This window comes from Marinomonas sp., from assembly GCF_039940335.1.
In the GTDB taxonomy this organism is placed as follows: domain Bacteria; phylum Pseudomonadota; class Gammaproteobacteria; order Pseudomonadales; family Marinomonadaceae; genus Marinomonas.
This window is the reverse complement of the sequence record NZ_JBDVGW010000013.1, coordinates 929,520-954,655: the sequence shown is the minus strand read 5'-3', so window position 1 is coordinate 954,655 and position 25,136 is coordinate 929,520. Positions and strand designations below refer to the sequence as shown.

The following is a 25,136-nucleotide window of genomic DNA, read 5'->3' as shown; positions in this document are numbered from 1 at the left end:
GGCTCACGTCATTATGTGACGAGTCCCGATATAAGAAAAAGGCGCCTATTTGGCGCCTTTTTCTTTGAGCAAGAAATCGATGTGATTTCTTAATAGATTCGCGGCATTGGTGAAGCTTTTATTATTCGGAATGATAAAGTCTGCTTTGCTACGAATGTCAATGGTTTTCAATGCGGCTTGGCGCACATGGCGCATGTAGCGACTGGTTACTTCATTTACATTGCGACCACGTTCTGCAATATCGCGTTTCAAACGGCGTACGACTGCAATGTCCATGTCCGTGTCCACATACAACAAATAGTCTACGGCATCACGGACTCCAGCGTCTTGGAACATCATGTGACCTTCCACCAGCACTACATGGGTAGGATCAAGGTTACGGTAACCGACACGTTTGTGTTGAGAGTGGTCATAAACCGGAATTTCATTAGGTTGTTGACGGTTCTTACAATTGTGAATGGCGAGGGTCAAACTTTCTATGTCTAATGAACTTAGATCATCAAAGTTGTATACGTCTGGGTCGATACTACCGCAGCCATTATAAAAGTCGTCCTGACATAGAAGGGTTATTTTATCATCTTGACCTTCTGCAAGAAGGGAGCAAAGTCGGCTTTTGCCACTGCCTGATACGCCAGTAACGCCAATAATAAGCGCCATGTTTTACCTCAAAAAATAGAGTGAGAAAGTACCTTTCCTTAACGGAAAGGCTGATGGCGCAATATTAGCAGATATCACAGAGTGCCAACCAGTTATTGAAAGCGGTTTTTATGGCTGATAATGGGAATATTAAAAAGGATTGTATCATTGCGTTAACGCACCTTATGGAAGTTATTTAACTTTGCTATGCTTATGGCGAGTGTGAATTTTGGTCTGTTTATCAGCTTTTTGGTTGTTACTATTGTGAGGCATGCAATGCACGTTCAGCGATTGACTCTGTGCTTTATCTATCTTTATAGCTTGTTCTTTGCAGCAGCGACATGGGCGCAAAGCGGCGAATTATCTGCTGATGAAGCCAATGAAAAGAGTGTTTCGAATAGTGCTGAATTATTTGGTCTACGCATTAATGACTTAAGTAAAGAGCAACTTGAAGCCCAGCTATCTGCCATGGGTCTACAATCCTTCCCTTCTTATAAAAACAATGTAGTGAGCTATACCTTGGGTACCGAGGGTATTTTGGGTATCAAGATATTATCCGTGTATTTCAATCAGTCAGATTACTTCCGTCAAGCCATTATGGCTGGCATAGTAGAAGATAATGAGAAGCGTCGTTTACTTGGTTCGTTATTAGTTAAAAAATATGGTGAACCAGATGTTGGTTACGTTACGGATGGCTATGGGCGAGCCAAGTGGTTATTTGACGAAGGCAACTATATTGAATTACACAACACGACTTTCGACGTGTCAGTGAGCTATGTAGACGAACGGCCAAAAATTGAATCCCATTCTGGTTCTATCGACGTTCACGCTTTATCAAGAAAATCCCGTTAATATCCTTCCTTTTACTAAACGACGACTGCTATGTTGCTGCTCGACCTGAACTTACGCCTAACGTATTTCCTACAACCCTATCTTGACGATATTTCCTTGGCCTTGATGGCGACCTGTTTGGTGATTTATGGAGATAAAGTAAATGGTTTTGTGAAGCGACAGGTGTCTTCTTGGGTTTTCATTGCTCGCATTATGGCGTTCATCTTGATGTGTACCTTCGGCTACGGGTTACTTACCCTGTGGGGGCAGCCGGTTATTTACTGGGCGATCATGAAGGTGGATCTGGTCTATCGTCCGTTAGCCATTTTCGCCAGCTTTTGTCTGTTAGGTGTCTTGGCAGAAAGAAAACGTTATTTATAAAAAATATTTCATGAAAGTTCCTCACATTTTTTGTTGCCAAATTACGAAATTGAGCAACCAAATCCTTTCTTATAGGCTTGCTACTCTTACGAATGTAGTAAAGTTTCTAAACGTGTCAGAGTATTTCGTTATTAATATAAAATAACCTCTAAATTACGGATTAATAAGGTTTTTTTGTTGCCTTATTACAATTTGTTTTTGTCAAATGCTGGCGGTAGACTGCGCTCATCTTGATCACACAGCGTCTTTTTTCGGGGGCAGAAAATGACAAACACTTGGTTACAAGCACTTTCACAAGCGGAATCTATGATTCCACTGTTGGGTAAACTTGGTCGTGAAAAAGCGGTTAAAGTACAGCTTGCGGGGAATACCCTAATGGCTGATTCTGTGACGGCACTTATGGCGACTTTTGAGCAGTATCCAGAGTTAGATCTTGTGCAAGTCTATCAAGTGTTGGAGCAGTTGCTCGCCAGTGATGTGCAGCAAACTTCCGTTGAACTTGAAAGCCTAATTGCTGAGCAAGATGTACAAACATTGATCAGTGCTCAGTCTTCAAAAAGCACAGATACCACACCGGTTGTACTGTACGGTTTTGGGCGAATTGGTCGTTTATTAGCACGTCGAATGTGTACATTAGGGCATACCACGCCAGGCATGGAATTGGCCGCCATTGTAGTTCGCAAAGCCTGTGATAATGACTTAACCAAACGTGCCAGCCTACTTAAATACGATTCCGTACACGGTACGTACGATGGTGTGGTAAAAGTCGACGAATCGAATCAAGCTTTAATTATTAATGGTCAAACCGTAAAAGTCATTTACGCAAGTGATCCTGCTCAGGTGGACTACCAGGCTCATGGCATTGATCAAGCGTTGCTAGTGGATAACACAGGTCGCTGGCGTGACCACGACGGTTTGAGTGTTCATTTAAATCGTCCGGGTATTGAGCGAGTCGTCCTCACTGCACCGGGCAAAGCTATGAAAAACATTGTTTTCGGTGTGAATGATCAAGACTTAACGGATGATGATCGTATCGTTTCTGCTGCGTCTTGTACCACCAATGCGATTACGCCAATCTTGTCTGTGTTGGAAGATAAATACGGTATCGAGTCGGGTCATGTGGAAACTGTACACGCCTACACTAATGACCAAAACCTGATTGATAATATTCATAAAGGCGACCGTCGTGGTCGTGCTGCGGGTATGAACATGGTGATGACAGAAACCGGTGCAGCGAAAGCGGTCTCCAAAGCCATTCCTTCCTTAGAAGGTAAGCTGAGTGGTAGTGCCATTCGCGTTCCAGTGATTAACGTATCCATTGCCGTATTAAGTTTGAACCTAAAGGCGACGGCAAGCGTTGACGAGATTAATCAGTTGCTCAAAGAGGCTTCTCAAAGTGCTGAACTGACAGGACAAATTGGCTACAGTGATGGAGCTGATGCCGTAAGTTCTGATTTTATTGGTTCTCAGCAAGCCGGGGTAGTGGACTCCCTGTCAACAAAAGTACGTGACAACCAAGCCATCCTTTACGTTTGGTACGATAACGAATACGGCTACAGCTGTCAGGTGGTACGTTTAATGGAAAAACTCGCTCAAGCTAACCTGCAAGGCTGTGCGCTCATTAAAGATGCGGCTGCCTAAGCGAGCAAAAGGTTAGTGTTTTAAAAGTGCGTCCTTTTTAGGGCGCACTTTTTTTGTTTGTGGACTTGGTCTATAACCCGTAATTATTCACTCTCTGAATGGCAATACCTATGTCATGAGAAGGTAAAGCCTTGGCTTTTCAATCTATACCTAGGTTTTCTATTTGGGGATAGGTGAGTTATACGGTAAAGTTAATATTTTCTTATACACAGTAAAAATGGAAGCTACATGAGGCGTTATATCCCGTCCTCCACTGCGCTCAAGTGTTTTGAAGCGTCGGTTCGACATTTAAGTTTTACCCGTGCTGCAGAGGAGCTGCATCTTACTCAAAGTGCGGTGAGTCGCCAGATTCGCAATCTCGAAGAGTTTCTGGCCAGAGACTTGTTTATTCGCCTAAATAAACGCTTGGTGCTCACAGGAACAGGAGCGGCATATTATAAAGAAGTCGTACCATTGTTGGATGGCATGGAGAACGCCTGCTTGCGTATGCTCCATAGAGAAGACGAAAAAACCACGTTAACAATCTCAACCTTGCCAACCTTTGCTTCCCATTGGTTGATGCCTCGTCTTGCTGAGTTTCAGTCTTCCCATCCGCAATTTCAGATAAAAATTCGTTCATTAGACGATGCTGCGAAGATTGACCCTGAAAACATTGATATTATTTTACATTATGGTGGAGACCATTGGCCTAGGGCGATATCTCATCAATTGTTACAAGAACAGGTTGTTGCTGTGTGTTCTCCACAACTCATTTCATCCGCTACCGGGTCTGGCCCACAGGGCAGTTGGCAGGCAGAAGATGTTACTCAATTTCAATTATTGCATTTGTCATCCCGTATTAATGCTTGGCCAGACTGGATGGTCTCACAAGACTTAGAAAGTGGCTCTTATGTAGGCACTTCGTTTGCGCATTTTCATATGTTGTTGGAGGCGGCGAAAAATACTATGGGGATAGCCGTAATTCCGACCATTATTGCTGAACGTAGCTTAGCCAGTGGTGAGCTGGTAGCGCCATTTGGAGAGCCGGTAGCAACGACACATGAATACCTTTTGTCTTACCCTGCCGACAAGGCAGACCTAGAGCAGGTGGTGACTTTTAGGGATTGGCTATTGGCGAAATGCCGCGAATCATAAAGAGAATTAATGGTCCGAATAGTTAAACGGATATGTAATAAAATTACAAAACTTGTTAGTATCAAGCCATTGTCATCATCAATCTATGGGATTAAGTTCATATGAAAAAGCAGACAACAGCACTCTTTATTCTAGATGGTTGGGGCTATAGCGAAACCTCTAAGTCTAATGCCATTGCCGCTGCCAATACGCCGAACTGGGATGCGCTTTGGGCAAATAAGCCTCATGCTCTAATTAAAACCTCTGGCTTAGCAGTAGGTTTGCCAGAAGGTCAAATGGGTAACTCCGAAGTTGGCCATATGAATTTGGGTGCTGGTCGAGTGGTTTACCAAAACTTTACTCGTATTGGTAAAGCCATAGAAGATGGAAGTTTCTATGAAAATCCAGCCTTAGTTGCTGGGATTGATAAAGCCGTACAGTCTGGTAAAGCGGTACATATTCTAGGTTTGTTATCTGCGGGTGGTGTACACAGCCATCACGAGCAAATCATGGCGATGTGTGAAATGGCCGTGAAGCGTGGCGCGAAAGCGGTTTATGTTCACGGTTTCACCGACGGTCGTGATACCCCACCTCGTTCTGCACAAGACCCTATTGCCGATCTTGAAGCGAAACTAGCTGAGTTAGGGACAGGTAAAATCGCTACCTTGACTGGCCGTTACTTCGCACTAGACCGTGATAACCGTTGGGACCGTGTTCAGGCGGCCTACGACGCTATTGTATTGGGCAAAGGTGTTCATCAAGCAGCAAGTGCTAAAGACGCTGTACAAGAAGCTTATGCACGCGATGAAAACGATGAGTTCGTCACAGCAACTGTTATTGGCGATGCCGTGAGCGTAGAAGATGGCGATACGATTGTGTTTGCTAACTTCCGTCCTGACCGTGCTCGTCAGTTGACTCGTGCTTTCACTGATGCAGATTTTGCTGGTTTTGAACGCGCAGCCACACCTCAGTTATCTGCTTTCATTACTTTCACTGAATTTGCCTCCGACATTAAAGCGGATGTTGCTTTCCCGCCTGTGGCGCTAAGCAATACTTTAGGTGAAGTGTTGGCGAACGCAGGCAAAAAGCAGCTTCGTATCGCGGAAACAGAGAAGTACGCACACGTTACTTTCTTCTTTAATGGCGGCGAAGAAGCTTTGTTTGATGGAGAAGAGCGCGAGCTGATTCCGTCACCAAACGTTGCCACTTACGACTTACAACCTGAAATGAGCGCGCCAGAAGTGACCGACAAGTTAGTCGAAGTCATTGAAGCGGGTAAATACGATACGATTATCTGTAACTTTGCCAACGGCGACATGGTGGGGCACAGCGGTATCTTCGAAGCAGCGGTTAAAGCAGTAGAAGCGGTAGATGCTTGTATTGGTCGTATCCTTAAAGCGTTAGAAGTGAATGGCGGTCAGTGCCTTATCACGGCCGACCACGGTAACGTTGAGCAGATGCTAAGTGATGATGGGACTCAGCCATTAACCTCTCACACGATCGAACCTGTGCCATTAGTTTTGGTTACACCAATAGCGGGTCTAGGTATTCAAACCGGTGCTCTATGTGATATCGCGCCAACCTTGTTGGATATGATGGGCATGGAAAAACCTGCAGAAATGACAGGCGTAAGCTTGTTGACTCGCCAGTGAGACACACAATGTTGTTCTCTTTTCGCTCCATCATCTGTGTATTGCTGATCACCCTACTGCCCAGTGTGAGCTGGGCGGCAGGCGAGCCGCAAACGCCAGAAGAAGCCAAACAGCAAATTGAAGCATTGCAAAAAGATTTGAAAAAGCTCAATAGCTGGATGAAAGAGCTGAAGTCGGAACGAACGGGAGTAGAAAGCCAGCTTGAAGATAAAGAGCAGGCCATTCAAGACTTGATCAAGAAGCTGCAGCAGATAGAGCAGAGCATACAGAAAAGCGAGCAACAGCTTGGTGATCTCCGCCTGCAGCAAAAGTCGCTGCAGAGGAGTATCCAACAACAGAACGAACAAATAGCCGCCCAATTGAGGGCGGTTTATCGTTCTGGTGACGAAGAAGGCGTTAAATTATTGCTAAACGGCACCAGTGCCGAGCAAGCACAGCGCTTGGTGCAGTATAACCGTTACTTTTCTAATGCCCGTACCTCATTGATAAATGGTTTTATTAATGAGGTGGGCGATTTAGAACTGGTCGAGAAAAGTATTCGTAGCCACAGTGCCCAACAAGCCAGAGAAAAAGCGGTGCTGGTGGAAGAGCGTCAAAGATTGAAGGGTCAGCAACTAGAGCGCCGTAAATTATTGGCGAAAATCGATAAAGACTTACAAACTGGTGGGCAGCGCACTGCCCAAATTGCCCAAGATCAAAAGAATTTACAGTCCCTTTTGCAGCAGCTCGAAGAAGCTTTGGCATTGGCTGAAATCCAAATACCTGATCAGGACGTTCCTTTTTCTTCCCAACGCGGAAAACTTATTAAACCTTTACCAAAACTTGCTGCTTTACCCACCGATGGTCGAGTTAATCTAGGTGGCGTGACCTTAAGGGCGGAGGAAGGCGAGTACGTACATGCTATTTATCAGGGACGAGTCGTTTTTTCTGATTGGATGCGCGGCTTCGGTTTTCTGTTAATATTGGACCATGGTGACGGTTATATGTCCTTGTATGGCTATAACCAAAGTTTATTGAAAGAGGTTGGTGAGTGGGTCGGCGCAAATGATAGAGTGGCAACAGTGGGTCGCTCAGGTGGTCGTGCCGATGCGGGTTTGTTCTTCGCCATTCGACATAACGGTACACCACTCAAACCACTCGCTTGGGTTCGTTCTTAAGTGATTACAAGGCGTAAAGCATACGGAGAAAAATTGCTAATGAGTATTAAATCGACATGTATTCGTGCTTTGGCCAGCCTGTCTTTCGTCCTATTCCTACCTGTGTCTGTCATGGCGGCTGAAGGGCAGTCCCCTATCATTAAAATCCAATCTTTTGTGGAAGCATTTGAAACCATCCGTGAAGGTTATGTGGAAGTACTAAGTGACGAGGAAGTCATGCAAAAAGCCTTGAAAGGCATGGTTTCTGCCCTTGACCCACATTCAGAGTACTTCACCGAAGAAGAGCTTGCCGAATTTAACGAACTAACTTCTGGTAAGTACGCGGGTATCGGTATAGAAGTCGAATTTAAAGATAAGCGATTAACCATTATTACCCCGATTGATAACTCCTCTGCGGCGCATGCAGGCATATTACCCGGTGATTTGATCGTTAAAATCGACCACACTTTAATCACAGATTTAACCATGCAAGACATTGTCAACTTAATGCGTGGTGAAATTGGCACATCAGTTCATCTAGATATTGAGCGTGGTGAAGAAAGTTTAGAATTCGACGTTGAGCGTCGCTTGGTACAAGAAAATAGCGTGACCTCGAAATGGTTAAAACCTGGGTTAGCCTACTTCCGAATTAGTCAGTTCCAGAGCAATAGCGATGAAGACCTCTACCAAGCCATTGATGATTTACAAAGCGAAGGGGAAATAGAAAGCCTAGTGCTGGACCTGCGTAATAACCCTGGTGGTATTTTGCAAAGTGCAGTAGGGGTGGTGGATGCTTTTATTGATAAAGGCTTGATTGTCTATACAGACGGTCGTCACGAAATATCTAAAAACCAATATTTAGCGTCTCTTGCGAACACTCGCTTGCTAAAAGCTCCGATGGTGGTTTTGGTGAACGAAGGTTCGGCGTCGGCCTCGGAAATTGTCGCAGGTGCTTTGCAGGATCATGGTCGAGCCATCATCATTGGTGTCGAAACCTTTGGTAAAGGTTCAGTGCAAACCATAGTGCCATTATCCAATGGTGATGCCGTCAAAATTACCACCGCTTTGTATTACACCCCCAACCGTCGCTCGATTCAAGCTCAGGGGATTGTGCCAGATTTAACTGTGCCCCAAGCTAAGCTGACGTTAGATACCAACCACTTTTTCGTAAAAGAGTCTGAACTGAAAGGTCATCTTAGCAATGGTACAGGTGGCGAAGAATATAAAAGCTCTCATGTCGCCACTGGTATCAATGAGTTGTCACAAACCGACTACCAGCTTTATCAAGCTACTCTCATTCTTCAGTCCTTCCCCAAGTTGTATAAAACTCAGTGATGTTTTTTGTGAACAATGCGTTAAAGCGAAAAGTGAAAGGCTTAAATTTATTAAAAAAAGTGCGGCTAATCCCCCTGGTATTAGTGGCAATGACAAACGGCGCGCAGGGTCAAGAAGAGCCTAAGCTCGAAACAAACTCGGCAGAACCGGTTGTTTTACAACAGGTAGGTGATAAGGCAGCGCCCTCTAAAACGACCGCTGAATTACCGCATTGGCTTGGACCTATTGTTTATGATGCAAGCTCTGCTACTGATTCGACGAAGTCCACGCCTAGCGTGCTTGGGCCAGTAGCACCTTGGTATCCTATTGTTTCACCTTTGTTGGAAAGCCTGCCTGATTTCACGCCAGAAGCTATTGCTAACGTTTCAGAAATGGATCAAGGTGAAGTGGCTGAGCTGGCTGCAGATGACCAAGAGGAGGAATCTGCAGCCTTAGTGGTACAGCCTGAAGAGAAAGAGACGTCTACATTGCCTAAGATAGTCATCCTTATCGATGATCTAGGCTACAATCGCAAAGGAATGGAGGGGGCCTTAGAGCTACCTTCTCAAGTCGCCCTAGCAATCTTACCTAGTACACCATTTGCTTTGAAAACCGCTGAGGTTTCTCAGCAACAAAAGCGTATCACCTTGTTACATGCGCCCATGGAAAATCAGCGAGAGCTAAAACTCGGCCCAGGTGGCCTATATGCCAACATGACAGAGCAAGAATTGAAATCTTCGTTGATAAAAGATATTGATAGCTTACCGGGTATTGTTGGGGTGAATAATCATATGGGGAGTCTGCTAACGACGAAGCAAGTCCCCATGAACTGGGTGATGGAAACGCTTAAAGAACGCTCTTTGTTCTTTATTGATAGTTTAACTAGCCCTAAAAGCGTTGCGCAAAAAACGGCAAAGGATTATGGGTTGAGAACGGTGAGCCGTGATGTATTTTTAGACAATATCCGCCATGAAAAAGCCATTGATAAGCAGTTTAACCGCTTATTAAAAACTGCGCGTTCACAAGGCGTTGCCTTAGCGATAGGTCATCCATACCCTGAGACGATGGCCTATTTACACAAGCGTTTACAGCAGATAAAAGGTGATGGCGTGCAGTTAGCACCGTTAACTGACATCTTGATTAACCCCTCCAAATAATAGACAGAAGTCCAATACCAAACGTCTTCCCTTGTAGGCTTTATGTCTGTTAACTAATTGTTCTAATATGAAAAGGCAGATTGCATGGTTTAAGCGTGAAGTCTGTCTTTAGTGCCAATAAGCGCGCTCATTATTCTATTCCGTGGTTATTCATATCGCGATTTTTGTACTTTTGGTAAATATCTTCAGTGGCTGATGCCCCATTTAAGTGCTTAACTATTGACCATTGATAGGTCAAAGATTAATCTCTAGCGACGTTGTGGTGCGCAAAATATGAACATCCGTTGCCATAACAGTTCCTAAATACACGTCCTTCACAGGTTTGTTTTTTTTGGAACGCTTCTTGCTTTTGAATAATAACGATAAAACCCAAAATGAATAGAGGCTCTTCTTATGTCAAATATGCTTGTTAAAAGAACACTGCTATCAATTGCTGTTGCGGGTACTGTTACATTGGCTCAGGCCGATGTAGTCATTGGTGTCGCGGGACCGCACACAGGTGCTTACGCTGCTTTCGGTGAACAACTTTGGAAAGGGGCTGAAAAAGCTGCAGCAGATATTAACGCTGCTGGTGGTCTGAACGGTGAAATGATTAAGCTTGTTAAAGCAGATGATGCTTGTGAGCCTAAACAAGCAGTATCGGTTGCTAACCGATTAGTTGACTCTGACGAAGCCGTTGCTGTGGTCGGTCACTTCTGTTCATCTTCAACTTTGCCTGCTTCTAATATTTATGAAGAAGCGGGTGTGATGGTGGTTACGCCAGCCTCTACTAACCCTCAAATTACTGAGCGTGGTTTAGATAACGTTTTCCGTGTATGTGGTCGTGATGACCAACAAGGTGATGTGGCTGCAAGCTACATTGTTGACACATTAGGCGCTAAACGCGTAGCGATTATTCACGATAAAGACACTTATGGTAAAGGCCTTGCGGATGCGACCAAATCTACTTTGAACTCACTTGGTGTAAACGAAGTGATGTATGAAGGTCTAACTCGTGGTGAAAAAGACTTTAATGCCTTGATCACTAAGATCCGTTCTGTCGATGCTGACGTGGTTTATTTCGGTGGTTTGCATTCAGAAGCTGGTCCATTGGTTCGTCAGTTGCGTGAGCAAGGTTCAAAAGCCATCTTTATGTCGGGTGACGGTATCGTATCGGATGAGTTTGTATCAGTTGCGGGCTCGCCTCAATACGTCGATGGCGTGCTAATGACATTTGGTGCGAACCCAACCTCTTACCCATCAGGTAAAAAGGTGATTGAAGAATTCCGTGGTGCTGGGTATGAGCCTGAAGGTTACACGCTTTATTCATACACTGCGATGCAAGTGGTGGCCGCTGCACTTTCAAATAATGACCTTGACCCAATCAAGGGTGCTGATTGGTTGAAATCTCATTCCGTTGATACGGTAATGGGTAAGAAGACCTTCGATTCTAAAGGTGACTTAACTGTGTCCGATTACGTAATGTACGAATGGGACGGCACAGGTGCTTACACTCAACTCAACTAATATTTAGTCGATCTAGGCTTATCAACTCACGCGGTTGATAAGCCTCCTTTCTATTTTCTACCACTCTCACGAGGTCTTACGATGGATATCGTTCTCCAGCAGCTGGTAAACGGCCTGACTCTTGGCTCGGTTTATGGACTTATTGCGATCGGGTATACCATGGTATACGGCATCATTGGCATGATTAACTTTGCTCATGGTGATGTTTATATGGTGTCTTCTTACATCACGGCTATTGCCATTGCGTTACTGACTTTTTTTGGTCTGGAATCTTTCCCTATTATTATCCTCGGGACACTGTTCATCACCATTGTTGTGACGGGAACTTACGGCTGGGTTATTGAACGAGTTGCTTATCGCCCATTGCGCAATTCGAGTCGTCTATCGGTATTAATCTCTGCGATTGGTATGTCATTGATTTTACAAAACTATGTTCAATTGAGTCAGGGGGCGAATCAGCAGGGTGTGCCAACCTTACTGACGGGGGCTCTGCGCTTTGATGTGGGTGATGGTTTTGTGCAAATCACTTACATGAAGGTCTTTATCCTGATTGCCTCTTTCTTAGGTATGGGAGTACTGACCTATATTATTCAAAAAACCAAATTAGGCCGTATGTGTCGTGCGACTCAGCAAGACCGTAAGATGGCGTCTATTTTGGGTATTAACACCGACCGTATTATCTCCATCGTTTTCGTGATTGGTGCCACCATGGCCGCCCTTGCGGGTGTGTTGATCACCCTCGATTACGGTGCTTTCGACTTCTATGTCGGCTTTATTATCGGTATCAAAGCCTTTACCGCAGCAGTATTAGGCGGCATAGGGTCTTTACCGGGTGCTATGTTGGGCGGATTGATTCTTGGTCTATCAGAAGCTTTGTTTGCAGGCTTAATTAGCTCGGATTATAAGGACGTTTTCTCCTTCTCTTTGTTGGTGCTTATTCTAATCATTCGTCCGAGTGGTCTGTTGGGTAAACCTGAAGTGGAGAAAGTATAGATGAGTGCATCCAGTTCAATTAATTTTAATAAAAGCCTGATAGATGGTCTCTTAGCTGGCTTATTGGCCTTAATCGTCTTTGGCCCGATTGTGGGTGTGGTGTTAGACGGTTATGAGTTTAACGCTCAGTTCGATCGTGTGGCTTGGATGGTGGGTATCGTCGCCATTGGTCGTTTTGTAGTGTCATGCTTTTTCCAAACCGCTAAAGGCCAAGCGTTAGCGTTTCAGTATGCGAATAACGACGACGGTGTGGTGGTTCGCTCACCAGATCACAAGTCGAAGCTAGTCTGGATTATTCCTGTGGTCATTGCCATTGGTTTACTGGTGCCGTTTGTGGCTTCTAAGTATGTATTGACGGTGATTATCCTTGGACTCATTTATGTTCTACTGGGCTTGGGACTAAACATAGTAGTAGGGCTAGCAGGCTTGCTAGACCTAGGCTTTGTGGGTTTTTATGCCATTGGTGCTTACGGCTTAGCGTTAGGTTATGAAAACCTTGGCTTGGGTTTCTGGTCTATGTTGCCTATTGCGGCAATATTGGCGGCCATTGCAGGGGCTATTCTAGGCTTTCCGGTATTGCGAATGCACGGTGACTATTTGGCCATCGTAACCCTAGGTTTTGGTGAAATTATACGTTTGGTGCTAACCAACTGGGCGTCTTTCACTCATGGACCAAATGGTGTTTCAGCGCCACTACCGACTCTTTTTGGATTGGAGTTTAAACGGCGTTCCCGAGATGGGGAGACCTTTCATGAATTCTTTAATATCCCTTATGACTCCGCTTATAAATACATGTTTGTCTACTTGATTCTATTCATAGTGGTTTGGGCGGTATTGTTTGTGAAGCATCGACTGGTAAAAATGCCGATTGGACGCGCTTGGGAAGCGCTTCGAGAAGATGAAATAGCGTGTCGTTCATTGGGGCTAAACCACGTACTGGTGAAATTATCGGCCTTTATGTTGGGAGCTTCAACCGCAGGTCTTGCAGGGGTCTTCTTTGCAACGTACCAAGGTTTTGTGAATCCATCATCTTTCACCTTCTTTGAATCGGCTTTAATTCTTGCCATTGTGGTATTAGGCGGAATGGGCTCCACATTAGGTGTGGTAATCGCTGCTTTTTGTTTGACGGTATTACCAGAACTACTACGGGAATTTGCGGAATATCGAGTGCTGATGTTTGGTATCTTGATGGTTGTTATGATGATCTGGAAACCTAGGGGCATAGTACGCGTGACACGAACAGGTTTTGCCGCAAGAAAAGGAGTCATCAAATGAGCCAAGAAAATATCTTAGCAGTAAAAAATTTAGTAATGCATTTTGGTGGCATTAAGGCCCTTAACGATGTCACTTTTGATATTAAACGTGGCTCAGTTTCAGCGTTGATTGGTCCTAACGGTGCGGGCAAAACGACTGTTTTTAACTGTCTCACAGGTTTTTATAAGGCAACCGGCGGAGACATTAATTTGTCAGCCTGTGGTCGCCAGACCAGTATTATTAAAGTGCTGGGTGAACCCTTTAAAACCAGTGACTACTTTTCGCCACTGGCGTTTCTCGGGCGTCTTAAATACAAGATGTTTGGGGGCTCTCATTTGGTAAACCGTGCGGGATTATCTCGTACCTTCCAAAACATTCGCTTGTTCAAAGAAATGTCCGTGGTGGAAAACCTACTGGTCGCTCAGCATATGCAGGCCAATCGCAGCATGATAGCGGGCATTTTAAACACCAAGGCTTATCAGCGAGCGGAAGAAGAGGCGCTAGAAAGAGCGTTTTATTGGTTAGGGGTGGTGGATCTTGCAGACTTTGCTAATCGCCTGGCGGGTGAGCTTTCTTATGGTCAGCAAAGACGTTTGGAAATTGCTCGAGCCATGTGTACTAATCCGGAAATTGTTTGTTTAGATGAGCCTGCTGCAGGTCTGAACCCCTCTGAAACGGAAGCACTCACCAAGATGATTCGCGTACTACGTGATGAGCATAATGCAACCGTGCTACTAATTGAGCACGATATGGGTATGGTGATGGATATTTCCGATTATATTGTGGTGCTTGATCGAGGGGAGGTCATTGCCAAAGGTGGCCCAGACGACATTAAGAACAACAGCAAAGTAATTGCTGCGTATCTTGGTGCAGAAGAAGGTGAAGAGGTGTCTTTATGAGTACATTAATGGAATTTAAAGACGTCGATGTCCACTACGGACCCATTCAGGCGCTAAAGAAAGTCTCTTTAAGTGTCAACGAAGGGGAAATAGCGACACTAATTGGCGCCAATGGTGCTGGTAAATCCACATTGTTGATGTCTATTTTTGGGCAACCGAGAATTTCTGCTGGTGAAATTATTTATCGTGGAGAAGATATTTCACAAAAATCTGCTCACTATGTGGCATCGAATGGTTTGGCGCAATCACCAGAAGGGCGACGTATTTTTCCGGGTATGTCGGTCGAAGAAAACCTGTTGATGGGGACAATTCCGATTGGGATGGATCATGCGGAAGAAGACATGCAGAAGATGTTTGAACTGTTTCCTCGTCTATTAGAGCGTCGTAATCAAAGGGCTTCTACTATGTCGGGTGGTGAGCAACAAATGCTGGCCATTGCTCGAGCTTTAATGAGCCGCCCTAAACTACTGCTATTAGACGAACCGAGCTTGGGATTGGCGCCGATCATAGTGAAGCAAATCTTTAAAATTCTAGAAGACGTGGCCAGTACTGGCATGACGATCTTCTTAGTGGAGCAGAATGCTAACCACGCCTTAAAGCTAGCCGACCGTGGTTATGTGATGGTGAATGGTGAAATTCGTATGTCGGGGAGCGGTGATGAGCTGCTGGTTAATCCTGAAGTACGTGAGGCGTATTTAGGCGGTCACTAAACACTCCGACTCTGCGGTATGATTAAAAAAAAACGCGATCTTGTGTTTATTCACAGGATCGCGTTTTTTTTATTCTGTGAATAACCTGTAGGGTTCTGCACAGCTTTTGATGAGTTAATGGCGGAATAGTGTGCCATCAAGTAGGTCGAGTATTTGTGATGGCTGATCGGCATTACCCAATGGCGCATCAAAGATAGCGTCAATTTGATCACCGAAATACTCTGTCAGTTGTTGCTGGGTCAAAGCTGGCTCTAAACCCGCAGGGTTGGCGGAAGTCGAAACAAGGACACCATTAAATGCTTGGCAAATTTTCTGCACAGCTGGATGTTGAGAGAGCCTTATCGCCACACTTTGATGATCGCCGCGTACCCAGCTTGGGGTGATCTTTGTATCCGGCACAATCCATGAAGTAGGGCGTTCGGTTTGGCTTAACAGGCGTGCTGCAGCGATGGACTCTAAAGTATCAACCCATGGCTGTAAATGGGTTGCGTGGCCGCCAATGAGGATCAGTCCTTTGGCTTCTGGACGAGATTTTAACGTCAGTATCCGACGTACCGCTTGCTCATTAAATGGGTCGCAACCAAGCCCCCAGACGGCTTCTGTTGGGTAGGCAATGACGGCCCCTTGCTTAAGGCGTTTAGCGAGTTCGAATTCACAATGAATAAGTTGCATAAAGAAATATCAGGGTAATAGATAGGTGGGCTAAGTGTGGTGCAAATTGACCGAAAACATCTCGGCCAACAGGAAGGGATTCCTAAAATGCACCCATCACAACACGGCTTAAGAAATTGCGTTGATTTTCTCTTTAATTTCTTTGATCTTGCTGTTCATGACCTTTTCAAGGTGCTCAAGCTCTGTAATTAAATCTTCTTTGGTGACTTTGTCTTCTGCTTGCTTACCGACAATTTTGCTAAGCTCTTCTGTTGCACGTAGCACGATCAAGGAAGGCTCTTGCACTTGGCGGTAAGTCTGTTGGCCGCCATCCGCTAAAACGGTTTTAGTAGAACGACCGAATTTGAATTTTTTACTTTTTGGTAAGAGAGAGCCTTTTTCACGACGGTAATAGACTTTTAATACATCGTGACCACCTTCGTAGCGCAAAGTGAATTTTTCAATGTCTTGGATACTTGTGATGCCCATGGATTCGAGCGTTGGATACATAATTATTCCCTACTTTATGTTGATGAATTGATAGCTATTTATTAGTAGGGGATTGTTTGGCTAAATGCAAGCCCAAAAGGCCAACAAGCTGCGAATATATCTCACAATAAATGCGTGAGTATAGGGTTTCAGCTTATTGGTCTTTAGGCTTGTTCGTATCTTCCCTGTATTACTCGTCGTCTTGCTCAGAGTGATCGATGTTTAACTCTTTGATTTTTCGAGTCAGCGTGTTGCGCCCCCAGCCAAGTAATAACGATGCATCGCGACGTCGTCCGCCGGTATGAGCAAGAGCAGTCTCAATCATGATACGTTCAAACTTAGGCACAGCTTGTTCCAAAATACCTTTTTGACCCGATGCCAAACTACTGTCTACCCAGTTTTTCAACGCTTCTTCCCAAGAATTAAATGGCTGTTCACTTGGTGGTGTCGACAATAGTTCAGGTGGTAGATCCTCAACCAGTACTTCACGGCCAGATGCCATGACAATTAACCAGCGACAGGTGTTTTCCAACTGTCTTACGTTACCAGGCCAATCTAGCTGAGTTAGGTAGGCCTCCGTTTCTTTAGTTAACACTTTAGGTTCAACTGCTAACTCTTCTGCCGCGCGACTTAGGAAATGACGCGCCAACTTGGCAATGTCTTCACGGCGCTCAGCAAGTTTTGGTAAGTGGATACGGATAACGTTCAAGCGGTGGAATAAATCCTCACGGAATGAGCCACTTTGCACTAAACCTTCAAGGTTTTGGTGGGTCGCAGCAATAATACGCACATCTACTTTGACTGGGGTGTGGCCGCCCACGCGGTAAAACTCACCGTCCGCTAAAACACGTAATAATCGTGTTTGAGTTTCCGCGGGCATATCACCAATTTCATCTAAAAATAATGTGCCACCGTTGGCTTGTTCAAAACGCCCACGACGCTGGGTGTTGGCGCCAGTGAACGCGCCTTTTTCGTGACCGAACAGTTCTGATTCAATCAGGTCGTGTGGAATTGCGGCCATATTAAGAGCAATAAAAGGGTTTGCGGCTCTAGGGCTGTGAGTGTGCAATGCTTGCGCAACCAATTCTTTACCTGTACCGGATTCACCGTTAATAAGTACCGTGATGTTGGAGTTGGCTAAGCGGCCGATGGCACGAAACACTTCTTGCATGGCAGGGGCTTCACCGATGATCTCTTTATCGGCTTCCACTTCGATCTCGATGGCCGCGGTTTCTGAATCTGGGCGTGAGTTACGATGATGCAACATCGCACGTTTCACTAGACTAACGGCATCTTCTACATCGAATGGCTTTGGCAAATACTCAAATGCGCCACCTTGATAAGAAGCCACCGCACTTTCTAGGTCAGAGTGTGCTGTCATGATAATCACCGGTAAGTAAGGGTGATCTTTTTGCAGTTTATTTAGTAGTGTTAAGCCATCCATGCCCGGCATGCGGATATCACTAATGATAGCGCTAGGTTGGTCTTTGGCTAACATGCTGACGAGGTTTTCAGCGGAATCGAATAGCTTACACTGAATACCTTCTTGTTCTAGGGTTTTCTCTAGCACCCAACGGATAGAGCGATCGTCATCTACGATCCATACAGTGTCTTCTGGTGTCATGGGGTTGTCTCCTGAGCGGTAGCTTTCGTCTCAATAGGTATTAAGATGTTGAATTCGGTGGTTTTAGCGTTGCTGTTGCATTCAATAATGCCTTCATGTTGATGGACAACAGATTGAGAAATGGACAATCCCAGTCCTGTGCCGTCGGCACGTCCGCTAACCATGGGGTAAAATAAAGTTTTTAATATGTGAGGTGGAATGCCTGGACCGTTGTCGATAATACTGATCTTGCACACCAGACGATGACGGCTGGTACCTATGGTAAATTGACGTAATGCACGGGTAACGATACGTATTTCTTTGTAATCATTTGGATTGCCTTCTAGCAAGGCTTGCATGGCATTGCGTGTGACATTAAGCAGGGCTTGGATGAGTTGAGATTCGTCACCCACAATGTCTGGAATGCTTGGGTCGTAATCACGGATAACCTCAATTTTTCCATCAGATTCTACCAAAATTAATTGGCGAACTCGTTCAATCACCTTATGGATATTAAGTGGCTTGTTTTTCGGTAACTGTCGGGGACCTAATAATCGATCGACTAGATCCCGCAGACGGTCGGACTCTTCGATAATAACTTGGGTGTAATCGTTGAGCGCTTCGTCGGTGAAGGCACGACTAATTAATTGCGCAGCACCGCGAATGCCGCCCAGCGGGTTTTTGATTTCATGGGCAAGACCACGAACCAACTCTTTGCTGCTTTGATGGTTAGCAATGAGCTCACCTTCTTGAAAGATGCGCTTCATTCTATCTCTAGGGTAGAACTCAATCAGTAAACTTTCGGCTAGATTAGCGCTGCCTAAAACAGGGGTCACAGTGTAATCACAAAACAGTTTTTTACCATTAATGCGGGCCACTTCTGCTTCACGCTTAGTGAAAGGGTAGCCAGTTTCCAAGGCATTACGCAGAGCATCAAGATTACTGTCATCATCGCTAAATGCGCTATTGACACTTTGCCCGTATATACGACGACGACTAATCGCCAATAAAATCTCTGCAGCCGGGTTAAGGTATATAATTTCGAGTTGCTGATTTAACTGAATAACAGCCGTCGATAAATGGTCGATTAATAAACTATGCACGATGAGCCTCTTTAGTGATCCTATTTAACTGCAAAAAACGAACCAACATTGGGCAATTTGAAAGCACCTATTTGTCTAGGTAGATCAGGATTGAGTTAGGGAAAGTTGCCCTACTTTGGTGCGGCTGTCTAGAGGTGTTTATTATAGGGCAAAAAAAAGCCCCGATATGAATCGGGGCTTTTTTGAGTTTCTAGCAGTATGGAAACTTATACGCTGTAGTAAAGTTCGAATTCTACAGGGTGAGTTGTCATAGAAACGCGTTGTGCATCACCAGATTTAAGCTCGATGTAGGCATCGATCATTTCGTCGGTGAATACACCGCCTTCTGTTAGGAAGGCACGGTCATCACTTAGACACTGAAGTGCTTCTTCTAAGCTAGCAGCAACCGTTGGGATAGCCAACGCTTCTTCCGCTGGAAGATCGTACAAATCTTTGTCTGCAGCATCGCCAGGGTGGATCTTGTTTTTGATACCGTCAAGGCCAGCCATCAACATAGATGCGAACGCTAGGTATGGGTTAGCGGTTGGATCAGGGAAACGTGCTTCGATACGCTTGCCTTTAGGGCTCGCAACGTAAGGAATACGGATAGAAGCAGAACGGTTACGAGCAGAGTATGCCAACATAACTGGAGCTTCGAAGCCTGGAACAAGACGCTTGTAAGAGTTTGTTGAAGCGTTAGTGAACGCATTCAATGCTTTAGCGTGCTTGATGATACCACCGATGTAGTAAAGCGCTGTTTCAGAAAGGCCTGCGTATTGGTCACCAGCAAATTGGTTAACGCCATCTTTCCAGAAAGATTGGTGAACGTGCATACCAGAACCGTTATCGCCAACGATTGGTTTAGGCATGAAAGTCGCTGTTTTGCCGTAAGCGTGAGCAACGTTGTGTACACAGTACTTCATTACTTGAACTTCGTCGGCTTTCTTAACTAGTGTGTTGAATTTAACACCGATTTCGTTCTGACCAGCTGTCGCAACTTCGTGGTGATGAACCTCGATCACTTGGCCCATTGCTTCGATAGCGTTACACATAGCGCCACGTAGGTCATGGTGAGAATCAACTGGTGGTACTGGGAAATAACCGCCTTTAACGAATGGACGGTGACCCATGTTACCGCCTTCGATAGACTTGTTAGAAGACCATGCTGCTTCTTCAGAGTTGATCTCTACAGAACAACCAGACATGTCTGATTTCCATTTAACATCGTCAAAAATGAAGAATTCTGGCTCTGGACCGAAGAATGCTGTGTCACCTAGGCCTGTAGACTTCAAGAACTCTTCTGCACGCAATGCAACAGAGCGTGGGTCACGGTCGTAGCCTTGCATAGTTGCAGGTTCGATGATGTTACAACGAACAATAACGGTCACTTCTTCAGTGAAAGGATCCAATAGAGCCGTTTCAGGCTGAGGCATCATGATCATGTCAGATTCGTTAATGCCTTTCCAACCAGCGATAGAAGAACCGTCAAACATTTGACCAGTTTCAAAAAATTCTTCATCTACAGTAGCGGCTGGGATAGTGACATGCTGTTCTTTACCTTTAAAATCGGTAAAACGAAGGTCTACCCACTTCGCTTCGTGCTCAGCAATCAAGGCAAGGGTCATGTTTGACATAATTGTTCTCCAATGAAATAAGTAAAATTACTTTCGTTAAATAGAGTGCTTCAATAAGAAGCGCAATTTGGGTTTTATAAAGCATTTCCTGTGCCAGAAATCTGTGCGATAAAATATTCTTTTAAATAACAATAAGATAAAAGCTTTTCACGAAAGGCTTTGCTTTTTTAAGGAGCATAACTCAATCCAGCGCACTATAAAATGAATCTTTTTGGTGCGATATATCGAGCGATGTGCTTTTTTGGTGCGGTAATTATTGTTTTCGCCCAGGCGGACTTTTCTTTATACTTGCGCCTCCTTAATCCCCAACTGGTTGCCACGCAAATCCGCTATGAAATTTATTGTCAAATTCTTCTCTGAAATCACTATTAAAAGTCGCCCTGTACGTAAAGCTTTCGTGAAACAGCTACGTCATAATATTCGCTTGGTTTTGCGAAAGTATGATGACGATGTAAAGGTCACCGGGAACTGGGACTTCATTGAAGTGCATTCAGAGCGAGACGAATTGCGTGATGAGTTTATTGAGGCCATTTCGAATATTGCAGGTATTGCCCATTTTCAATATGTGCGTGAATTTCCCTTTGTCAGTCTAGACGATATTGTTGATCAGGCCATCGTATCTTACGGTGAGCAAATTAAGGGCGCCGTGTTTGCGGTACGAGTGAAGCGCGTCGGCCAACATGACTTTAGTTCAGTGGAAGCCGAGCGTTATGTTGGCGGTTGCTTGAAGGCTCGCTGTGAAGCACTTGCCGTACGCTTAAAAGATCCTGAAGTATTAGTACCGATTGATATTCGTGATGATCGCGTATGGATGATTGAGCAACGCATAGAAGGTTTGGGTGGTTACCCGATTGGCTCTCAAGACTCAGTATTGTCTCTGATGTCTGGTGGTTACGATTCTACCGTGAGTTCCTACTTAACCATGAGTCGCGGACTGAAAACCCATTTTTGCTTCTTCAACCTTGGTGGCGATGCCCACGAAATTGGTGTGAAGCAAGTCTCTAGCTATATTTGGGAAAAATTTGGTTCCCAAATTAATGTAAAGTTCATTACGGTGCCGTTTGAAGAAGTTGTGGGAGAAATACTCACGAAAGTCGATAACGCAGAGATGGGGGTTATCTTAAAACGCATGATGTTGCGTGCGGCTTCGCAAGTGATGGAAGGTGTGGGTGCGAAAGCGCTGGTCACCGGTGAAAGTGTGGCCCAGGTCTCAAGCCAAACCTTGATCAACCTAAAGGTGATTGATCAAGTGACGGAAGAGTTAGTCATTCGTCCTCTTATTACCACCAACAAACAAGACATTATTGATACGGCGGTAAAAATTGGTACTGCGCCATTTGCGGCCAGTATGCCAGAATTTTGTGGGGTGATTTCGGTTAAACCTACGACCCGCGCGAAAATGCACCGTGTCGATAAGCAAGAAGCCAACTTTGACTTTGCGGTGCTGGATAAAGCCGTCGCGGAAGCAAAGGTCATGTCTATCCAGAACGTGATGGACGATGTGGAAAAGCAATACCAAGGGGAAGTGCCGGTTGTGCGCATGCCTGTGGGCGAAGAGATCATTATCGATATTCGTCATCCAGATGAAGCTGCTAATCGTCCACTTAAAGTCAGTGGTCGTCCAGTAAAAGTGATTCCATTTTTTGCCTTATCATCAAATTGGCAAAACCTCGACCCGAACGTGCCGCACCTATTGTATTGCGGTAAAGGCGTCATGAGCCGAATCCATGCCTCCTATTTATTGGGTAAAGGGCACACGAATGTGGGGATTTATCTCCCTTAGTAAAAAAATTAATGGGTAGCAGGACTGTCTTATTGTCGTGCTATCCTTTTTGAAAATGTCGCAAATACCCTGAGCTGAATATTATTTGTGTGATTTTTTGATCACTTTAATGGGATATTCATCAATATAAGGGTACAATTGCGCGAATTTTACCCCGCAGCAAGATTTTGACGCGCTTGAAGGCATAACCGCCCAAGGCAAGCGGCGGTATATCTTTTTGCTCAAATCAAATGCAGAGAATGATAAATGTCTAATGATATTAGTAAGTTACGCAATATAGCCATTATTGCGCACGTTGACCATGGTAAAACTACCCTAGTCGATAAGTTGTTAAGCCAGTCTGGCACGTTGGATCGTAAAGATGAAGGTGCAGAGCGCATCATGGACTCTAACGATCAAGAAAAAGAACGTGGTATTACCATTTTGGCAAAAAACACAGCCATTAAATGGAATGATTACCGTATCAATATCGTAGACACACCTGGACACGCCGACTTCGGTGGTGAAGTAGAGCGTGTACTTTCTATGGTTGACTGCGTATGTCTATTGGTTGATGCCGTAGACGGTCCAATGCCACAAACACGTTTCGTAACGTCTAAAGCATTTGAGCAAGGCTTGCGTCCGATTGTTGTTATCAACAAAATTGACCGTCCAGGTGCTCGTCCTGATTGGGTTATGGATCAAGTATTTGACTTGTTCGATAGCCTTGGTGCGACGGAAGATCAATTAGATTTCCCTGTTATCTACGCTTCTGCCATCAATGGTATTGCGGGCGACGACCCAGAAAACATGGCCGAAGACATGACACCACTTTATCAAATGATTGTTGATAGTGTGCCTGCGCCAGATGTTGACCCTGAAGGTACGTTCCAAATGCAGGTTTCTGCATTGGACTACGATAGCTACGTTGGTGTTATCGGTGTAGGCCGTATCACTCGTGGTAGTTTGTCTCCTAACCAACAAGTGGTTGTTAAATCAGCTGATGGTTCTGAGCGTAAGGGTAAAGTACTTAACGTGAAAGGCTATCTAGGTCTAGACCGTATTGATACAGAACTTGCAACGGCTGGTGACATCGTATGTATCAATGGTATCGACAAGTTAAGTATCTCTGATACTTTGTGTGATCCAACGTGCGTTGAAGCATTGCCAGCGCTAAGCGTTGATGAGCCAACAGTAAGCATGAACTTCATTGTTAACAACTCTCCATTCGCTGGTAAAGAAGGTAAGTTCGTTACGACTCGTAACATCAAAGACCGTCTAGACCAAGAGCTTATCCACAACGTTGCATTGCGCGTTGAAGAAGGCGATACACCAGATAAATTCATCGTATCTGGTCGTGGTGAGCTTCACCTTTCTGTATTGATTGAAACCATGCGTCGCGAAGGCTTCGAAATGGGTGTATCTCGTCCAGAAGTTGTTGTGAAAGAAATTGATGGCGTGAAATCTGAACCATTTGAAGTGGTTGTAATTGATGTCGAAGATCAGCATCAAGGTTCTATCATGGAAGAAATTGGTTTACGTAAAGGTGAACTAACGAACATGGAGCCAGATGGTAAAGGCCGTACGCGTCTTGAATTCATGATGCCTTCTCGTGGTTTGATCGGTTTCCGTGGCTTGTTCCTAACCTTGACGTCTGGTTCTGGTATCTTAACAAGTGTATTCGACCATTACGGTCCAGTAAAAGATGGTGAAGTACAAAGCCGTAAAAACGGTGTATTGGTCAGTATGCTTACTGGTAAAACAGCGGCTTACGCTTTGTTTAACCTACAAAGCCGTGGACGTATGTTCCTAGGTCATGGTGCGGAAGTATACGAAGGCCAAATCATTGGTATTCACTCACGCGACAACGACTTGGCGATCAACCCTGTTAAAGGTAAGCAGCTGACTAACGTACGTGCTTCTGGTACGGACGAAGCGTTGACTTTGACGCCACCAATCAAGCAAACGCTTGAACAAGCACTTGAATTCATCGAAGACGACGAGTTGGTAGAAGTAACACCAGAAAGCATCCGTATTCGTAAGAAATTCCTAACTGAAAACGAGCGTAAACGTAACGGTCGTAAGTAAGAGTCGTTCAATAAAACACTCTTATAAAAGTGTTTTAACAGAGCAGCAGCAAATGAGCCTATGCAAATAGGTTCAGGAGCGACAGAGGCGCCTTCGGGCGCCTTTGTTTTTTCTGGCGTTTGATAAAGTTTAGACAAACATCGTCATGTTACAAAGAAGGAAAAGTCATGAAGGTTCTCGTACAGCGTGCATTAAATGCCAGTGTCGTCGTTGGAGGCAAAACAATCGGTGCCATCGATCACGGTCAGCTTGTCTTAGTGGGTATCGAAAAAGGCGACACAGAAGCTGACACGCAGCGTTTAGCGGATAAGTTATTGAAATATCGTATGTTCTCAGACGATGAAGGGAAAATGAATCTAAACGTTCAGCAAGTAGGAGGTGGTGTGCTTTTAGTGTCGCAATTCACCTTGGCGGCTGAAACAAAAAAAGGCCTTCGCCCTGGTTTCTCTACCGCAGCGATTCCAGCAGAAGGTGAGCGCTTATTTAATGACTTCGTGAGTAAAGTACGCGCACAGTACAACAAGGTTGAAACAGGTCAGTTTGGTGCTGACATGAAGGTCGCTTTTACCAATGACGGCCCTGTTACCTTTATGCTGGATTAACC

Annotated in this window: 22 protein-coding genes; 16 read left to right on the top strand and 6 right to left on the bottom strand. The window is 44.9% G+C overall.

What is annotated here, in order from left to right:
• Positions 1-45: 45 nt before the first annotated feature.
• Positions 46-657, bottom strand: a complete 612-nt coding sequence (locus ABJF92_RS14195; RefSeq protein WP_446816442.1) for a uridine kinase family protein — start codon at positions 655-657, stop codon at positions 46-48.
• 255 nt (positions 658-912) lie between these two features.
• Between ABJF92_RS14195 and ABJF92_RS14190 the strand changes: the two genes are divergently transcribed.
• The 13 genes from ABJF92_RS14190 to ABJF92_RS14130 all read left to right on the top strand — a co-directional run bounded on the left by ABJF92_RS14190 (position 913) and on the right by ABJF92_RS14130 (position 15,223).
• Complete coding sequence (locus ABJF92_RS14190) at positions 913-1,488, top strand: uridine kinase (protein ID WP_446816441.1); 576 nt, start codon at positions 913-915, stop codon at positions 1,486-1,488.
• 30 nt (positions 1,489-1,518) lie between these two features.
• A complete protein-coding gene (locus ABJF92_RS14185) occupies positions 1,519-1,848 on the top strand; it encodes a DUF3392 family protein (protein WP_446816440.1) in 330 nt (109 codons plus the stop codon).
• A gap of 264 nt (positions 1,849-2,112) precedes the next feature.
• Positions 2,113-3,489 carry a glyceraldehyde-3-phosphate dehydrogenase gene (locus ABJF92_RS14180; RefSeq protein WP_446816439.1) on the top strand — a complete coding sequence of 459 codons (1,377 nt, stop codon included), beginning with the start codon at positions 2,113-2,115 and terminating at the stop codon, positions 3,487-3,489.
• A 228-nt stretch (positions 3,490-3,717) separates the two neighbouring features.
• Positions 3,718-4,623, top strand: a complete 906-nt coding sequence (locus ABJF92_RS14175; protein WP_446816438.1) for a LysR substrate-binding domain-containing protein — start codon at positions 3,718-3,720, stop codon at positions 4,621-4,623.
• A 101-nt stretch (positions 4,624-4,724) separates the two neighbouring features.
• Positions 4,725-6,254: a 2,3-bisphosphoglycerate-independent phosphoglycerate mutase gene (gpmI, locus tag ABJF92_RS14170; RefSeq protein WP_446816437.1), complete on the top strand. Its 1,530-nt coding sequence runs from the start codon at positions 4,725-4,727 to the stop codon at positions 6,252-6,254.
• Between the two features lie 8 nt (positions 6,255-6,262).
• Positions 6,263-7,411, top strand: a complete 1,149-nt coding sequence (locus ABJF92_RS14165) for a murein hydrolase activator EnvC family protein (RefSeq protein WP_446816436.1) — start codon at positions 6,263-6,265, stop codon at positions 7,409-7,411.
• A gap of 39 nt (positions 7,412-7,450) precedes the next feature.
• Entirely contained in the window at positions 7,451-8,725 is a 1,275-nt protein-coding gene (locus ABJF92_RS14160; RefSeq protein WP_446816435.1) for a S41 family peptidase, read from the top strand.
• Between the two features lie 89 nt (positions 8,726-8,814).
• On the top strand, positions 8,815-9,861 hold the full coding sequence (locus ABJF92_RS14155) for a divergent polysaccharide deacetylase family protein (RefSeq protein WP_446816434.1): 1,047 nt from the start codon (positions 8,815-8,817) through the stop codon (positions 9,859-9,861).
• A 393-nt stretch (positions 9,862-10,254) separates the two neighbouring features.
• The gene (locus ABJF92_RS14150) at positions 10,255-11,367 is read left to right on the top strand and encodes a branched-chain amino acid ABC transporter substrate-binding protein (RefSeq protein ID WP_446816433.1); all 1,113 of its coding nucleotides are present in this window, start codon (positions 10,255-10,257) and stop codon (positions 11,365-11,367) included.
• A gap of 81 nt (positions 11,368-11,448) precedes the next feature.
• Positions 11,449-12,360, top strand: a complete 912-nt coding sequence (locus tag ABJF92_RS14145) for an ABC transporter permease subunit (protein WP_445975609.1) — start codon at positions 11,449-11,451, stop codon at positions 12,358-12,360.
• Positions 12,361-13,635, top strand: coding sequence for a high-affinity branched-chain amino acid ABC transporter permease LivM (gene livM / locus ABJF92_RS14140; protein ID WP_446816432.1), 1,275 nt, complete (start codon positions 12,361-12,363; stop codon positions 13,633-13,635). It abuts the gene before it with no gap.
• Positions 13,632-14,513 carry an ABC transporter ATP-binding protein gene (locus ABJF92_RS14135; RefSeq protein ID WP_446816431.1) on the top strand — a complete coding sequence of 294 codons (882 nt, stop codon included), beginning with the start codon at positions 13,632-13,634 and terminating at the stop codon, positions 14,511-14,513. The genes livM and ABJF92_RS14135 overlap by 4 nt, the downstream gene beginning before the upstream one ends.
• Positions 14,510-15,223 (top strand): ABC transporter ATP-binding protein, encoded by a 714-nt coding sequence (locus ABJF92_RS14130; RefSeq protein ID WP_446816430.1) that lies wholly within the window; start codon positions 14,510-14,512, stop codon positions 15,221-15,223. Before ABJF92_RS14135 ends, ABJF92_RS14130 begins: the two co-directional genes overlap by 4 nt.
• Positions 15,224-15,337: 114 nt before the next feature.
• Here the strand turns inward: ABJF92_RS14130 and ABJF92_RS14125 are convergent, their stop codons facing one another.
• The 5 genes from ABJF92_RS14125 to glnA all read right to left on the bottom strand — a co-directional run bounded on the left by ABJF92_RS14125 (position 15,338) and on the right by glnA (position 20,682).
• Complete coding sequence (locus ABJF92_RS14125) at positions 15,338-15,895, bottom strand: L-threonylcarbamoyladenylate synthase (protein ID WP_446816429.1); 558 nt, start codon at positions 15,893-15,895, stop codon at positions 15,338-15,340.
• A gap of 108 nt (positions 15,896-16,003) precedes the next feature.
• Positions 16,004-16,384, bottom strand: a complete 381-nt coding sequence (locus ABJF92_RS14120; RefSeq protein ID WP_446816428.1) for a DUF3461 family protein — start codon at positions 16,382-16,384, stop codon at positions 16,004-16,006.
• A 169-nt stretch (positions 16,385-16,553) separates the two neighbouring features.
• The gene (gene ntrC, locus ABJF92_RS14115; protein WP_446816427.1) at positions 16,554-17,987 is read right to left on the bottom strand and encodes a nitrogen regulation protein NR(I); all 1,434 of its coding nucleotides are present in this window, start codon (positions 17,985-17,987) and stop codon (positions 16,554-16,556) included.
• Positions 17,984-19,069 carry a nitrogen regulation protein NR(II) gene (gene glnL, locus ABJF92_RS14110; RefSeq protein ID WP_446816426.1) on the bottom strand — a complete coding sequence of 362 codons (1,086 nt, stop codon included), beginning with the start codon at positions 19,067-19,069 and terminating at the stop codon, positions 17,984-17,986. Before glnL ends, ntrC begins: the two co-directional genes overlap by 4 nt.
• A gap of 206 nt (positions 19,070-19,275) precedes the next feature.
• Entirely contained in the window at positions 19,276-20,682 is a 1,407-nt protein-coding gene (glnA, locus tag ABJF92_RS14105) for a glutamate--ammonia ligase (RefSeq protein WP_446816425.1), read from the bottom strand.
• Between the two features lie 331 nt (positions 20,683-21,013).
• Here glnA and thiI point away from each other — a divergent pair, with 331 nt between their 5' ends.
• From thiI to dtd, 3 genes are all read left to right on the top strand, one after another.
• Entirely contained in the window at positions 21,014-22,465 is a 1,452-nt protein-coding gene (gene thiI / locus ABJF92_RS14100) for a tRNA uracil 4-sulfurtransferase ThiI (RefSeq protein WP_446816424.1), read from the top strand.
• 246 nt (positions 22,466-22,711) lie between these two features.
• Positions 22,712-24,532 (top strand): translational GTPase TypA, encoded by a 1,821-nt coding sequence (gene typA, locus ABJF92_RS14095; protein ID WP_446816423.1) that lies wholly within the window; start codon positions 22,712-22,714, stop codon positions 24,530-24,532.
• A gap of 167 nt (positions 24,533-24,699) precedes the next feature.
• A complete protein-coding gene (gene dtd, locus ABJF92_RS14090; RefSeq protein ID WP_446816422.1) occupies positions 24,700-25,134 on the top strand; it encodes a D-aminoacyl-tRNA deacylase in 435 nt (144 codons plus the stop codon).
• Positions 25,135-25,136: the final 2 nt, after the last annotated feature.